We start from the raw sequence: 13,451 nt of genomic DNA, 5'->3' as shown, positions 1-13,451 counted from the left end.
ATCAAGAAATGTCATCGCCGGCGCCGCGGCCGGCGGCGCGCCCGGAGAAGATGCAGCCACCCAGGAAGGTCCCCTCCAACGCCCGGTAGCCATGCACGCCTCCCCCGCCGAACCCGGCCACCTCGCCGGCCGCGTACAGCCCGGCAAGCGGGGTGCCGTCGCCGGTGAGCACCCGCCCGGCCAGGTCGGTCTCGATGCCGCCCAACGTCTTTCGGGTCAGGATGTGCAGCTTGACGGCGATCATCGGCCCCGCCTTGGGATCGGTCAGCCGATGCGGTGCGACCACCCGGCCCAGCCGGTCGCCCAGATAACCGCGGGCGGCGCGAATCGCGGTGATCTGCCCGTCTTTGCTGAACTTGTTGGCCACCTCGCGATCGCGGGCGGTGACCTCGGCCTCGACCGTGGCGTAGTCCAGGTGCTCCACGTCGGGCAGCTTGTTCATCGCGTTCACCAGCTCGCGCAGCGAGTGCGCGCTGACGAAGTCCACGCCCCGGTCGATGAAGGCCCGCACCGGTCGCGGCGGTCCGGGACTGACGCGGTTCCGCAGCAGCTCGCGGACGCTCCGCCCGGTCAGATCCGGGTTCTGCTCTTGGCCCGACAGCGCGAATTCCTTCTCAATGATCTTGGCATTCAACACGAACCAGGTGTAGTCGTACCCGGACTTGGTGATGTATTCCAGTGTGCCGAGGGTGTCGAATCCCGGGTACAGCGGGATCGGCAACCGCTTGCCCGACGCATCCAGCCACAGCGACGACGGACCCGGAATGATCCGGATGCCGTGCAGCGGCCAGATCGGGTCGTAATTCGTGATGCCTTCGGTGTAGTGCCACATCCGGTCGGGGTTGATCACCCGCGCGCCGGCCTTTTGCGAAATGGCAATCATCCTGCCGTCGACATGCGCGGGCACCCCGCTGAGCAGTTGCTCGGGGACGCGGCCCATCCGCTTCGGCCAGTTCTTTCGCACCAAGTCGTGGTTACCGCCGATGCCGCCGCTGGTCACAATGACCGCAGAAGCACGAAACTCAAATTCCCCCACTGACTTTCGTGACGACGCCACACCGCGCGGCGCCGCGGTGGGCTCCAGCACGGTGCCCCGGACGCCGGTCACCGCGTCACCCGCGCTGCCCTCCAGGATCAACTCGTCCACCCGGTGGCGATGCGCGAAGCGCACCGTCGAGCGGTCGCGCAGCCGACGCGCGAAGATTTCGACCAAGGCCGGCCCGGTACCCCACGTGATGTGAAAGCGGGGCACCGAGTTGCCGTGTCCCCGTGCGTCGTAGCCGCCACGCTCGGCCCAGCCCACCAGCGGAAAGATCTCGAGCCCCCGGGCGCGCAGCCAGCTGCGTTTCTCCCCGGCCGCGAAATCGACGTAGGCATGCGCCCATTGGCGCGGCCAGTAGTCCTCGGGCCGGTCGAAGGCCGCTGTACCGAGCCAATCCTGTAAGGCGAGTTCGTGGCTGTCGCGGATGCCCAGGCGGCGCTGTTCCGGGCTGTCGACGAAGAACAGGCCGCCGAACGACCAGAAGGCCTGCCCGCCCAGGTTGGCGCTGTTCTCCTGGTCGAGGATCAGCACCCGCAAGCCGCGGTCCACCAATTCGCAGGCGGCCACCAGGCCCGACAGCCCGGCGCCGACGATAATCGCGTCGGCGGCGAACCCTGCGGCCGAAGAATCAGTCATACGAGAACAGGGTAATGCCCCCCGGCCATCGGGTTAATCGGAAGCGTGACGTCAGGCGGCGTCAAGAATCGCCTTGTCGGCCCGCCACCGGTACACCGTCGGCGTGCAGCCGTGCATCAAGGCCAGGTCGACGGCGTCCAGCATCGCCTGCAGCGGGCCGGGCTTGCGCAGTTGACGGGCCGCCACCGCCACCCGCACGACGCCGCCGCGGCGGGCGATCCGCTCGGCGGACAGCACGACCATGCGGCACCACCACGGCTCGGTCAGGAAGCCCTCCCCGATACCGAGGACCCGGGCGCGGACGGTGGTGTGCCGGACCAGGTCGGTCACCCCGTGCAGGTCGGCAAGCAGCCGAAAGCCGTTCTGCGGCAACGCCTTGACGACGCCCGGCGACACCACCCAGCCCGGTGCGGCGAACAGCCGGGTGCGCAGCCCGAGGTGCTCGAGGACGCGGTCGGCGGCCATCAGCCGCAGGTTGGCTTCGTGTGCGCGCAGAATCGCGAATTCGCCGCGGCGCTTCTTGGTGGCCGGATCGTCGTAGCCGTGCAGCACGATGGCGTCGCCACCGGCCCGCCGGGCGGTCAGCCACTCGACGGTGTGCGGGTAGCGGTCGAGCCGGTAGTCGCCGGACAGGCGCGGAGCCACCAGCAACGACACCGGCACCTTGCGGGCATCCATCTGCCCGCAGAACGCCTCGACGTCGGCCAGGGTGCGTTCCCCTATGCCCGAGACCGAGACGATCAATTTTCCAGACACACCAGCAGTTTGCCGATCCCAAGTGTCGGGATGGTGAAGGACACGCGGACGGCAGGCGTATATCGACTGGTACCGGGGCGCCGGTTGGGCACCGCACCGGCCACGTCAGCGTCGATCAGCAAACGCCTACCGGCGTCGGCGGAGATGATCGGTTCGATATGCTAAGCAACGCCATGGAAAAGGCCCGTCCAGCAGCGGCCGACATCCCGCCGCTCATCGCCGTCACTCAGCATCCGGGCGCGCACGTTGGTCCCGACAAGCTGGACGCCGCGCTTCTCCGGATCTCCGGCGTGTGCATCCTGGCCACGGTGATGGCGATCCTGGATGTCACCGTCGTCAGCGTCGCGCAACGAACCTTCATCGACCAATTCAGCTCATCCCAGGCCGTCGTCGCGTGGACCATGACCGGCTACACGCTCGCGTTAGCGACCGTGATCCCACTGACCGGGTGGGCGGCCGACCGATTCGGCACCAAACGGCTGTTCATGGGCTCCGTGCTGGCCTTCATGCTCGGCTCGCTGCTGTGCGCGATGGCGTCAAACATTCTGCAGCTGATCATATTTCGCGTCGTGCAGGGCGTCGGTGGCGGCATGTTGCTGCCCGTGAGCTTCATGATCCTGACCCGCGAAGCGGGCCCCGGGCGGCTCGGCCGCCTGATGTCCATCCTGAGCATCCCCATGCTGCTCGCCCCGATCTGCGGGCCAGTCGTGGGCGGCTGGCTCATCGACACCTCCAGTTGGAGATGGATCTTCCTGATCAACCTGCCGATCGGGCTCGTCACCGTCGCCCTTGCGGCCATCGTGTTCCCCAGGGATCACCCGGCGCGGTCCGAGACCTTCGACGTCATCGGCTGCCTGCTGCTCTCGCCCGGCCTGGCGACGTTCCTGTTCGCCGTGTCGTCCATCCCGGGCCGCGGCACCGTGGCCGATCGGCACGTGCTGATACCGGCGACCATCGGCCTGGCGTTGATCGCCGCGTTCGTCGTGCACGCGTGGCACCGCGCGGATCACCCGCTCATCGATCTGCGGCTGTTCTCCAACCCCGTGCTTACCCAGGCCAACGTCACGATGCTGGTATTCGCCACCGCCTTTTTCGGCGCCGGCCTGCTGCTCCCGAGCTACTTCCAGCAGGTGCTGCACCACACGCCGATGCAAGCCGGCGTGCACATGATCCCCCAGGGGCTCGGTGCCATGCTGACCATGCGGCTGACCGGACCGATGGTCGACAGGCGCGGACCGGGCAAGATCGTGCTGGTCGGCATTGCGCTGATCACCGCCGGCCTGGGCACTTTCGCCTTCGGGGTGGCCAGGCAGGCCGATTACCAACCCACCCTGCTGGTCGGCCTGACGGTCATGGGACTGGGCATGGGTTGCACCATGATGCCGCTGTCGGTGGCGTCGGTGCAGGCACTGGCCCCGCACCAGATTGCCCGCGGTACAACGGTGATGAGCGTCAGCCATCAGGTGGGCGGCTCGATGGGAACCGCACTGATGTCGATGATCCTGACCAACCAGTTCAATCGAAGCGAAAACATCACCGCCGCAAAAACACTCGTGTCGCTACAACAGAAGGCCGCCGCCAGCGGACTGCCGGTTGACCGGTCCGCAATACCCCGGCAGTCACTCGTCCCCGGCTTCTCGGGCAATGTGCTGCACGACCTTTCCCATGCCTATACGGCGGTATTCGTGATCGCGGTCGTGTTGGTGATCGCGACCATCATCCCGGCCTCGTTTCTGCCGAAGAGACCGGCGAGCGAAACGGCCGGCGAAGTAGCGCGGCTACCCGTCGAATAGCATCGTCGCTATCCGCGCGACGGTGGCCATCGGATCGGCCTGCCTGACTTGATCGTTGACCGCGCCGTTGAGCCACAGCATCGAAAACCCGTGTACCAGTGACCATGCCGCCAGCTGGGCACCCGTGGGGTCGGCCTGCGCGCCGGGATCCCGCAACGTCGCCACCCCACAGGACAGTTCCGCCCCGGCGGCGGCCTCGGCGGCGGCCAGTTCGGTGTCGGTCGCGTCGAGGAGCGACTTGTCGAACATCACCCGGTAATGGCCGGGGTGCTCGAGGGCGAACCCCACGTAGGCCAGGGCCGCGTCGGCGAAGCGGCCCCGGGCATCGATCAGCGCCCGGGCCAGCAGCTGGAATCCCTGGGTGGCCAGCGCGGTGAACAGCCCTCGCCGATCGGTGAAGTGGTGAGCCGGTGCCGCATGTGACACACCGGCGCTGCGGGCCAACTCGCGCAACGAAACTCCGTCCGCGCCGCGCTCGGCCACCAATCGCGCGGCCTCGGTGAGGATCGCCGCGCGCAGGTCGCCATGGTGGTAGTTCGGGCGCTTCACGCCATCAGCATACCCACCAAACTTGACAGCGACTAGATGACCGCCTACTTTGAGAGACCAGAAACTTGTCATTGCCTAGATCGGAGGGTCGAGATGGCTCCGTTGATCACCCTGCTATTGAGCACCATCGCCGCCCGGAGCATCGGCTGGCTCGGCGTCGGCTATGTCAACAGCTGGACCGCGGCGATCGCCGTCGGGCTGGCGGCGATGTTCGTGCTGACCGGCTTCAGCCACTTCGCGCTGCCGCTGCGCCGCGACCTGATCGCGATCGTGCCGCCCCGGTTGCCCGCCCCCGGCCTGCTGGTCACCGTTACCGGCCTGCTCGAACTCCTGGGTGCCGTGGGGCTGTTGGTTCCCGCGACCCGGATGGCGGCGGCCGTCTGCCTGCTGGTGCTGATGCTGGCCATGTTCCCGGCCAACGTTTACGCCTCCCGGATGCCCGACCCGCCCAAGTCGATGACGACACGGCTACCCCTGCGGATGGCCATCGAGGTCGTCTTCCTGGCCGCCGCCATAGCGGTCGCAATCGGCAGCGGCTAGCAGCCACGCGTATTGGTACGCGGTTTCCTGCCAGGCCTTGTAGCGACCACTGACACCACCGTGTCCCGCGTTCATCTGGGTCTTCAACAGGACCGGCTTGCCGTCGGTGTTCGCGTGCCGCAGCGCCGCAACCCATTTGGCCGGCTCGACATAGTAGACCCTGGTGTCGTTGAGGGACGTCATCGCCAGAATGGCCGGGTACCGTCTGGCCCCGACGTTCTCATAGGGCGAATACGACTTCATGTACGAGTAAACATCGCCGTCGCTCAAGGGATTTCCCCATTCATCCCATTCGGTGACGGTCAGCGGCAGCGAGGGGTCGAGGATCGTGGTCAGCGGGTCGACGAAGGGGACCTGCGCAAGGATTCCGGCAAAGAGTTCCGGCGCCAAGTTGGCCACAGCACCCATCAGCAGACCGCCTGCGCTGCCACCCAGGGCCACCAGCTGATGCGGTCTGGTCAGGCCAGAATCCACCAAATGCCTTGCCACCGCGACGAAGTCGGTGAAGGTGTTCTTCTTCTCCAGGAGCTTGCCGTGTTCGTACCATGGCCGACCCATCTCACCGCCACCGCGGACGTGGGCGATGACGAACGTCATCCCGCGGTCCAGCAGCGACAGCCGCGCGATGGAAAAGCTTGGATCGGTGCACAATTCGTAGGCGCCGTACCCGTAGAGCAGCGCCGGCGCCGGAAATTCGACGTCGGCGCGGTGCACGATCGACACGGGGATCCGGGTGCCGTCGTCCGCCAGCGCCCAGTCGCGCCTTTCGACGTAGTCCTCGGGGCGATAGCCGCCGAGGACCGGTTGCTCGCGCAGCAAGGTGCGCTCGCCGGTGGCGAGGTCGATGTCGTAGACCCGCGCCGGAGTGATCAACGATCCCGCCCTGATCCGCAGCTTGGGCGAATCCCAGGTCGGATTGCCTGCCAGGCCGCACGACATCAGCTCGGAGTCGAAGGAAACCTCTTCGGGCCCGCCGTAGCCGCCGTCGGGGTCGATGGGCCACAACTGGATCCGGGGCAACGCCTCACGCCGGTAGCTGACCACCAGGTGCCGGGCAAAGGCATCCACTCCGTCGAGCCGGACATCGTCGCGGTGCGCGATCAGGGTGCGTTGCTGGGTTGGATCGCTGACCGGGGCGTCGGTGAGCGTGAAGTTGACCGCGCCGTCGTTGTGCAGGATTAAAAACCGGTCTTGCCCGCCGACGACCGCGTGCTCCACCGAATACTCGACGCCCTCACGCCGCGGCAGCACGACGGTGAACGGTGCGTGCGGATCGCCGGAGTCCGCGTAGCGTACCTCCGAGGTGATGGACGACCCCGAGGCGATGAGCACGTACTTCTCGCTTCGGGTGAGCCCGGCGCCCAGCCAAAACCGTTCGTCGGCTTCGTGGTACACCAACTCCGCCGGCTCCCCGGAGCCGAGTCGATACCGCCACACCTTGTCCGGACGGTGGGCCGCGTCCAGGGTCAGGTAGTACACGGTGCGGTTGTCTGCCGACCACGTGACTCCCGCGGCGATGTCGGCGATCTCGTCGGGGAGCCGCTCGCCGCCGCGTAAATCCTTGAACCGCAGCGTGTAGCGCTCGTCGCCGACGATGTCGACGGAGTATGCCAGCAGGTTCCCGTCCAGGCTCACCAGCGCGGCGCCGAGTGCGAAGAATTCGTGGCCTTCGGCTTCGGCGTTCGAGTCGAGCAAAATCTGTTCGCCGGGGATTTCGGTGTCCTCGTCTAGGACCGGGGGATCCCAGTCGTCGGGATCGGTTACCGGGCAACGACACTGGACCCGGTACTGCTTTCCCTCGAAGGTGCGGGCGTAGTACCACCACTCGCCTTGTCGAGTCGGCACCGACAGGTCGGTCTCTTTGGTGCGCGCCTTGATCTCGTCGAAAATCCGCTGCCGCAACGGTTTCAGGTGGGCGGTCATCCGGTCGGCGTAGTCGTTTTCGGCCTCCAGGTAAGCGATCACCCCGGGGTCGGCCTTGTCGCGCAGCCATTCGTACGGGTCGATGAAGATGTCGCCGTGGTGTTCGCGCCGGGTCTCGACCCGCCTGGCTATGGGCGGTAGGGGCGCCAAAGGTGCGTCATGGGAGGTATCCGTCATGCGCCCGGGCCGATCCAGTCGTCGAAGCGCAAACCGGAAATCCGTTCGTAGGCATCGATGTAACGGGCGCGAGTGGCATCGATGATGTCATCCGGAAGCGGAGGGGGTGGCTCCGAGCCGTACCGATCCCAACCGGACTCGGGGCCGGTGAGCCAGTTGCGGACGAACTGCTTGTCGAAACTGGCCTGGACCACACCGGACCGGTAATCCGCGGCAGGCCAGTACCGCGAGGAATCCGGGGTGAAGATTTCGTCGGCCAGCAGCAGGTTGCCGTCGCGGTCGGTGCCGAACTCGAACTTGGTGTCGGCGATGATGATTCCCCTCGTCAGGGCGTGATCGGCCGCCTGGACATAAATCTGCAGCGTGCGGTCGCGCAGCTGGTTGGCGCGCACCGCACCCACCATCTCGATGACCCGGGCGAACGAGATGTTCTCATCGTGATCCCCCAGTGCCGCCTTGGTCGCGGGGGTGAACAGCGGTGTGGAAAACTTGCTGGCTTCCACCAGACCCGGCGGCAGCGCGATGCCGCAGACCTTGCCGGTCGCCTGGTAGTCCAGCAGTCCCGAGCCGGTCAGGTAACCACGAGCCACGCATTCGACGGGAAGCATTTCGAGCTTCCGCACGACCAGGGCGCGGCCAAGCACCTCGTCGGGGATGCGGGGGTCGTCCGGCGGGCCCGTCAGGTGGTTGGGGACTCCAGTACGCTCCGAGACCAGGCCGAAGAAGAACACGCTCATCGCGGTCAGGATGCGGCCCTTGTCCGGGATCGTGCTGTCCAGGATGTAGTCGTACGCGGAGATCCGGTCGGTCGCCACCAGCAGCAGGTGCTCGTCATCCACGCGGTAGATCTCCCGGACCTTGCCGCTGGCCAGGTGCTGATAATCGGACAGTGCTGGACGCATCGGGTCAGCCTATCGGGCGCCGCGCCGCCCGGCCTGTGCTGGTATTTAGGTATGACATCGCGGTTCTTGCCCTACTCCACTAGACCCGGCCGGCTGCTGGCACAACTTTTCAGCGATTTCGCCGTCTTCGTGTGGACGGCGATATGGCTGCTCGTCGGCACGGCCGTCTACGACGCCATCTCGACGATCGCCGACGCCGGCCGGCAGGTCGAGACCGGCGCGAACGGGATCGCCGGCAACCTGGCGTCGGCAGGCCATGGCGCGCAGCGCATTCCGGTGGTCGGCGACGCGGTCAGCAAGCCACTCGCCTCGGCCAGCGAGGCCGCCCTCGACATCGCGGGCGCCGGACACAGCCTCGACACCACGGCGAGCTGGCTCGCGGTGTTGCTGGCGCTGGCCGTCGTCGCCGTGCCGATCCTCATCGTGGGCGCGCCGTGGCTGTTCCTGCGTATGCGGTTCTTCCGGCGCAAATGGACCGTCACCGGCCTTGCCGCGACCCCGGCCGGCGAACAGCTGCTGGCGCTGCGGGCCTTGACGAACCAGGCGCCGCGCAAACTGATCGCCATCAGCGCGGATCCGGTCGGGGGGTGGCGACGCGAGGATCCCGCGATCGTCCGGGCGCTGGCCGCGCTGGAGCTACGGGCGGCCGGCATCACGATTCGCGCGGGCTGACGACACGACGCGCCACAAGCGCAACAGCCCGGCGACGACCACGATCAGCCACGCCGCCAACGCATCCCAGAAGAAGACCAGCGAGACGGTGATCAGCGAGCGCTGGCCAAGCTCCGCCGCCATGGCATAACTGGCCGCCGAATACATGCCCAGCGGAAAGACGAACGCCCACCACACACCGGCGAAGTGCAGCATTTCGGGGCGGCGGCTGATCCGGTGCAGGACGAAGTGGATCAGCGGCGGAATCCACAGCGTGGCCACCACCCAGGTCACCACGGTGACGACGAGCACCGGCCCGGCCAGCCAACGGGGAGCCAGGCCGTGGATGTTGTCGCCGGCCAGCGTCGCAATGGCCAAACCGCCCATGAGAATCCAGGTGTCGGGCTCGAAGCCGTCGCGGTCCTGCCGCTCGGCCACCGTGCGCCAGAGGATCAGCCAGGTCATCGCTCCGTAGATGCACAGCGCCGCCACCCAGACCGGCACGGCCGCCCAGAGCCACCAGTGCGCGGGCGTGTACCGGGCAACCTTGGTGACAACGATCGCCAGACCGGAGGTGCCGACGCTGGCCAGCTCCCATGCGCCGTGTGCTTGGTCCCGCAACACCGACCGGGGACCGGCCGCCATATTGCGCGCGCTGAGTGCGATCAGCAGCAGCCAAGACACCAATGCTGCTAGACCCAGCACCGCCACCAACACCGGCTGCGACGCCAGCCGACTGTCCAGCACCGCGCACGCGGCGACAAACGTGAACAATCGCAGCGTGACGTCGGGGTCCGTCAGATCCCACAGCGAAAGCCGGCGCGTAACGATCACCAGCGCAACAAGAACGACCAGGCCCGTCGATGCGAGAGCGCCCATCGTTTCACTGATTCCGGTGTAATGATGGTCGCGCGCGGCGATGGACAGGATCCCGGTCGCCATCACCGCGGCGAACGCATCCGGTGACGGCTCGACGTCGGCGAGCCGGATCGTCACGGTCCTTCGAGCAGCTCTACGACGAGATGCCTGATGCCGGTGTGCCGGTTGCTGCGGGTCCATTCGACGGGCCGCACGACCCGCACCGCGGAAAAGCGCGACAGCAGCTCCTCGAACAGCACCCGCAGCTCCAACCGGGCCAGGTTGGCGCCGAGGCAGTAGTGCACGCCCTGGCCGAAACCCAGGTGCGGGTTGGGCTTTCGGGCGATGTCGAACTCGTCGGCGCGGTCGAACACGCCGGCATCGCGGTTGGCCGAGCCCTCCCAGATCTGCACCTTCTGTCCCGCCTCGATCGACTGGCCACCGAGCGTGACGTCGCGCGTGGCGGTGCGCCGCTTCGACGGCGACGGCGACGTCCACCGCACCATCTCCTCGACCGCGGTCGGGAGCATGTCGAAATCCCGGCGAAGCTCGTGCAATTGCCGCGGATGATCGGCCAGCGCCAGCAGCCCACCGGCGACCGCGTTGCGGGTCGTCTCCGCGCCGGCGCTGAACAGCAGGCTGAAGAACAGGTACAGCTCGAGATCGGACAAGACCGGCGCCTCGGCGTCATCGAGCATCGCATTGGTGACGACGGACAGCATGTCATCGGTCGGCGTAGCGCGCTTCGACGCGATCAATTCCTGGCCGTAGGCGTACATCCGTGACCCGGCCTCCTCTAGCGAAAGCTGCGACAGGGACGCCTTGCGGGAGCCGCCGAAGTCGAACTGCGGCTCGATGGCCTCGAACAGCCAATGTCGTTCGGATTCGGGAACTCCGAGCAGGATGCAGATCATCTGCATGGGCAGCTCGGCGGCGATGTCGACGAGGAAGTCGAACGGTTCGCCCGGCACCACCGCGTCCAGCAGTCGGCGCGTCCGCGACCGCAGGTCGTCCTCGACCCGACGGATCATCCGTGGCGTCAGCCCGGAGCTGACGAGTCGCCGGATCTGGGAATGCCGCGGGTCGTCCATCATGTTGAGCACCTGGCCCGCGATGGCCAGGTCCTGCAACAGCGTGCCGCCGAAAGGTCGCTCGCCGCCGGTGACCGAGGAGAATGTCACCGGATCCCTCAGCACTGCAAGGGTTTCCGCGTAGGTGGCGACGGACCAGAAACCCTCCCCGTCGGGCGTGTTGTCGGTCGGCTGGTGCCAGTACACCGGTGCCTCGCGGCGGTGGACGGCGAACAGGTCATGCGGAAATCCGTTGGCGAAGTTGTCCAGATCGGTGAAGTCGATCCCCGAAAGGGCGCCGGCGAGAGTCACAGGATCGCCCCCGGGGTGTATTTGGCGGCGTCGGGGTAGCGGCCCACCAATTCCTCCACCATCGCGACCACCTCGTCGACCTGGTCACCGGCGGCACCGGTGAACGCCCTCTTGTCGGCCAGCGCGGCGTCCAGGGCCGCGCGGTCCAGCGGCAGCCGCTCGTCGGCGGCCAACCGCTCCACCAGGTCGGGCTCCGCGCCGCGTTCCCGCATGGCCAGCGCCGTCGCCACCGCGTGCTCCCGGATCACATGGTGGGCGGCCTCGCGACCCATGCCGGCGCGCACCGCGGCGATGAGCACCTTGGTGGTCGCCAGGAACGGCAGGTAGCGATCCAGCTCGCGGGCGATCACCGCCGGGTAGGCGCCGAACTCGTCGAGCACCGTCAGGACCGTCTCGATCTGCCCGTCGACGGCAAAGAAGCTGTCCGGCAACGCGACCCGGCGCACCACCGAGCAGAACACGTCGCCCTCGTTCCACTGCGCGCCCGCCAGCTCGGCGGCCATCGACGCGTAGCCGCGCAGCACCACCTGCAGCCCGTTGACGCGTTCACAACTGCGGGTGTTCATCTTGTGCGGCATCGCCGACGAGCCGACCTGTCCTTCGGTGAATCCCTCGGTGACCAGCTCGTGCCCGGCCATCAGCCGGATGGTGTGGGCCAGCGACGACGGTCCGGCGCCGAGCTGCACCAGCGCCGAGATCACGTCGTGGTCCAGCGAGCGCGGGTAGACCTGCCCGACGCTGATCAAAACCGTTGAGAAGCCTAAGAATTCAGCCACGCGCCTCTCGAGCTCGGCCAGCTTGGCCGCGTCCCCGCCCAGCAGGTCGAGCATGTCCTGCGCGGTGCCCATCGGACCCTTGATGCCGCGCAGCGGGTAGCGGTCGATCAGCTCCCGCAGCCTGGTCAACGCGATCAGCGTCTCCTGCGCCGCGGAGGCGAACCGCTTGCCCAGCGTGGTGGCCTGCGCGGCGACGTTGTGGCTGCGCCCGGCCATCACCAGGTCGCGATAGGCGACCGCCCGCTCGGCAAGCCGCGCCACCACCGCAACCCCATGCGAGAAAACCAATTCCAGCGAGCGCCGGATCTGCAGCTGCTCCACGTTCTCGGTGAGGTCGCGGCTGGTCATCCCCTTGTGCACGTGCTCGTGGCCGGCCAGCGCGTTGAATTCCTCGATGCGGGCCTTGACGTCGTGGCGCAGCACCCGTTCGCGGGCGGCGATCGAGGCCAGGTCGACGTCGTCGAGCACCCGCTCGTAGTCGGCGATCGCGTTCGCGGGAACGTGAGCTCCCAATTCCGCCTGGGCCCGCAGCACCGCCAGCCACAGCCGCCGCTCCGCGACGACCTTGGCCTCCGGCGACCAGATCGCGACCATCTCCGCGCTGGCGTACCGGGCGGCCAGGACGTTCGGAATGCTCACAAGCAGACAGCTTACGGTTCGGGGTGCCCCGATGGCCCGGCTCTCCCCCGGCATCGCAGTCGTCACAGCCGCCACAGCGGGCACCCCCTTCGCAGCGGAGGCCAGTATGGCGGATGCGACAGGTCGGCACCGTCGCCGTGGCCCGCCCCTAACCGCTCAGATCTGCACCGGTCGCGTGTCGATGGGCGCGAGCACGTCGACGAGGTCGACCACCGTCCCCAGCGCGACGGCGGCGGGATCTCGGCCCTCGACCAGGGCGGAGACCACCGAACCATCGACCGCGCAGATCAGCGTGCACACCAGCTCGATGCGCACCGATCGGCCGGATCGCTCGAGGGCCTCGGCCACGGCCTCGGCGCGCTGGCGCAGGCTGCGGCGCATCGTCTCGCGCAACGTGGGCAACCGGGTGCAGGCGATATGTCGCTCATATCGCGATATCAGCTGTTCGGCCAGCGCCGGATCGGACAGGTCCCCCACCAGCAGGTCAGCCAGCACCTCGGCGGTGGTCTCGGGCCCCCGGCGCCGCCGGGACAAGGCGGTCACCCGCGCGCGGAGTTGCGCCACCTCGATCATCGCGATGTGCTCGACGGCCCGCGCGATCAAATCGTCGAGAGACGAAAAGTAGTAAGTAGTAGAGGCCAACGGCAGGCCGGCCCGCCGAGCGACCGCCCGGTGCCGCACCGATTCGAACCCGCCTTCGGCAAGCAGCTCGGCGGCCGCGCTCACGAGCGCATACCGCCGACGTTCTCCTTTCGGAGTAACTGCTGCAGTCACGAGTAGCCATCGTGCCAGTCAAAGTGGTACTGCATTGCCATTTCGGCCAAACG

12 protein-coding genes are annotated in these 13,451 nt (G+C 67.5%); 3 read left to right on the top strand and 9 right to left on the bottom strand.

Translation table 11 applies throughout. From position 1 onward, the window contains the following. Position 1: 1 nt before the first annotated feature. Positions 2-1,678, bottom strand: a complete 1,677-nt coding sequence (locus G6N25_RS13000) for an FAD-binding dehydrogenase (protein ID WP_083072276.1) — start codon at positions 1,676-1,678, stop codon at positions 2-4. 51 nt (positions 1,679-1,729) lie between these two features. Continuing rightward, the gene (locus G6N25_RS12995; RefSeq protein WP_083072277.1) at positions 1,730-2,434 is read right to left on the bottom strand and encodes a DUF2334 domain-containing protein; all 705 of its coding nucleotides are present in this window, start codon (positions 2,432-2,434) and stop codon (positions 1,730-1,732) included. Positions 2,435-2,592: 158 nt separating this feature from the next. Between G6N25_RS12995 and G6N25_RS12990 the strand changes: the two genes are divergently transcribed. Beyond that, positions 2,593-4,227 (top strand): DHA2 family efflux MFS transporter permease subunit, encoded by a 1,635-nt coding sequence (locus G6N25_RS12990; RefSeq protein WP_142272457.1) that lies wholly within the window; start codon positions 2,593-2,595, stop codon positions 4,225-4,227. On the opposite strand, the gene G6N25_RS12985 is transcribed toward G6N25_RS12990, so the two are convergent. Further along, a complete protein-coding gene (locus tag G6N25_RS12985) occupies positions 4,213-4,776 on the bottom strand; it encodes a TetR/AcrR family transcriptional regulator (RefSeq protein ID WP_083072279.1) in 564 nt (187 codons plus the stop codon). The genes G6N25_RS12990 and G6N25_RS12985 overlap by 15 nt on opposite strands. A gap of 93 nt (positions 4,777-4,869) precedes the next feature. On the opposite strand from G6N25_RS12985, the gene G6N25_RS12980 reads away from it, so the two are divergent. Beyond that, positions 4,870-5,316 carry a DoxX family protein gene (locus G6N25_RS12980; RefSeq protein ID WP_083072280.1) on the top strand — a complete coding sequence of 149 codons (447 nt, stop codon included), beginning with the start codon at positions 4,870-4,872 and terminating at the stop codon, positions 5,314-5,316. Here the strand turns inward: G6N25_RS12980 and G6N25_RS12975 are convergent. Together G6N25_RS12975 and G6N25_RS12970 are read right to left on the bottom strand one after the other, a co-directional pair. Continuing rightward, positions 5,245-7,416, bottom strand: coding sequence for a S9 family peptidase (locus tag G6N25_RS12975; protein ID WP_083072281.1), 2,172 nt, complete (start codon positions 7,414-7,416; stop codon positions 5,245-5,247). The two genes, G6N25_RS12980 and G6N25_RS12975, sit on opposite strands and share 72 nt — an antisense overlap. Next, positions 7,413-8,318 (bottom strand): phosphoribosylaminoimidazolesuccinocarboxamide synthase, encoded by a 906-nt coding sequence (locus G6N25_RS12970; RefSeq protein WP_083072282.1) that lies wholly within the window; start codon positions 8,316-8,318, stop codon positions 7,413-7,415. Before G6N25_RS12970 ends, G6N25_RS12975 begins: the two co-directional genes overlap by 4 nt. 51 nt (positions 8,319-8,369) lie before the next feature. Here G6N25_RS12970 and G6N25_RS12965 point away from each other — a divergent pair, with 51 nt between their 5' ends. Next, positions 8,370-8,990: a hypothetical protein gene (locus tag G6N25_RS12965; protein ID WP_083072283.1), complete on the top strand. Its 621-nt coding sequence runs from the start codon at positions 8,370-8,372 to the stop codon at positions 8,988-8,990. Here G6N25_RS12965 and G6N25_RS12960 read toward each other — a convergent pair. The 4 genes from G6N25_RS12960 to G6N25_RS12945 form a co-directional block, all read right to left on the bottom strand. Continuing rightward, positions 8,955-9,965, bottom strand: a complete 1,011-nt coding sequence (locus tag G6N25_RS12960) for a tellurite resistance/C4-dicarboxylate transporter family protein (protein WP_083072284.1) — start codon at positions 9,963-9,965, stop codon at positions 8,955-8,957. The two genes, G6N25_RS12965 and G6N25_RS12960, sit on opposite strands and share 36 nt — an antisense overlap. Then, complete coding sequence (locus tag G6N25_RS12955; RefSeq protein ID WP_083072285.1) at positions 9,962-11,209, bottom strand: cytochrome P450; 1,248 nt, start codon at positions 11,207-11,209, stop codon at positions 9,962-9,964. The genes G6N25_RS12960 and G6N25_RS12955 overlap by 4 nt, the downstream gene beginning before the upstream one ends. Continuing rightward, positions 11,206-12,624 carry an adenylosuccinate lyase gene (gene purB, locus G6N25_RS12950; RefSeq protein ID WP_083072286.1) on the bottom strand — a complete coding sequence of 473 codons (1,419 nt, stop codon included), beginning with the start codon at positions 12,622-12,624 and terminating at the stop codon, positions 11,206-11,208. The genes G6N25_RS12955 and purB overlap by 4 nt, the downstream gene beginning before the upstream one ends. A gap of 156 nt (positions 12,625-12,780) precedes the next feature. After that, positions 12,781-13,398: a TetR/AcrR family transcriptional regulator gene (locus tag G6N25_RS12945; RefSeq protein ID WP_083072287.1), complete on the bottom strand. Its 618-nt coding sequence runs from the start codon at positions 13,396-13,398 to the stop codon at positions 12,781-12,783. Positions 13,399-13,451 lie beyond the last annotated feature (53 nt).

Source organism: Mycobacterium heidelbergense, assembly GCF_010730745.1.
Taxonomy (GTDB): Bacteria; Actinomycetota; Actinomycetes; order Mycobacteriales; family Mycobacteriaceae; genus Mycobacterium; species Mycobacterium heidelbergense.
This window is presented reverse-complemented; position numbering and strand designations above follow the sequence as displayed.

Coding starts and splice junctions, on each gene's coding strand:
- G6N25_RS12975 (WP_083072281.1), bottom strand. CDS start 7,416: ATGACGGATACCTCCCATGACGCACCTTTGGCGCCCCTACCGCCCATA.
- G6N25_RS12965 (WP_083072283.1), top strand. CDS start 8,370: ATGACATCGCGGTTCTTGCCCTACTCCACTAGACCCGGCCGGCTGCTG.
- G6N25_RS12970 (WP_083072282.1), bottom strand. CDS start 8,318: ATGCGTCCAGCACTGTCCGATTATCAGCACCTGGCCAGCGGCAAGGTC.
- G6N25_RS13000 (WP_083072276.1), bottom strand. CDS start 1,678: ATGACTGATTCTTCGGCCGCAGGGTTCGCCGCCGACGCGATTATCGTC.
- G6N25_RS12980 (WP_083072280.1), top strand. CDS start 4,870: ATGGCTCCGTTGATCACCCTGCTATTGAGCACCATCGCCGCCCGGAGC.
- G6N25_RS12990 (WP_142272457.1), top strand. CDS start 2,593: ATGCTAAGCAACGCCATGGAAAAGGCCCGTCCAGCAGCGGCCGACATC.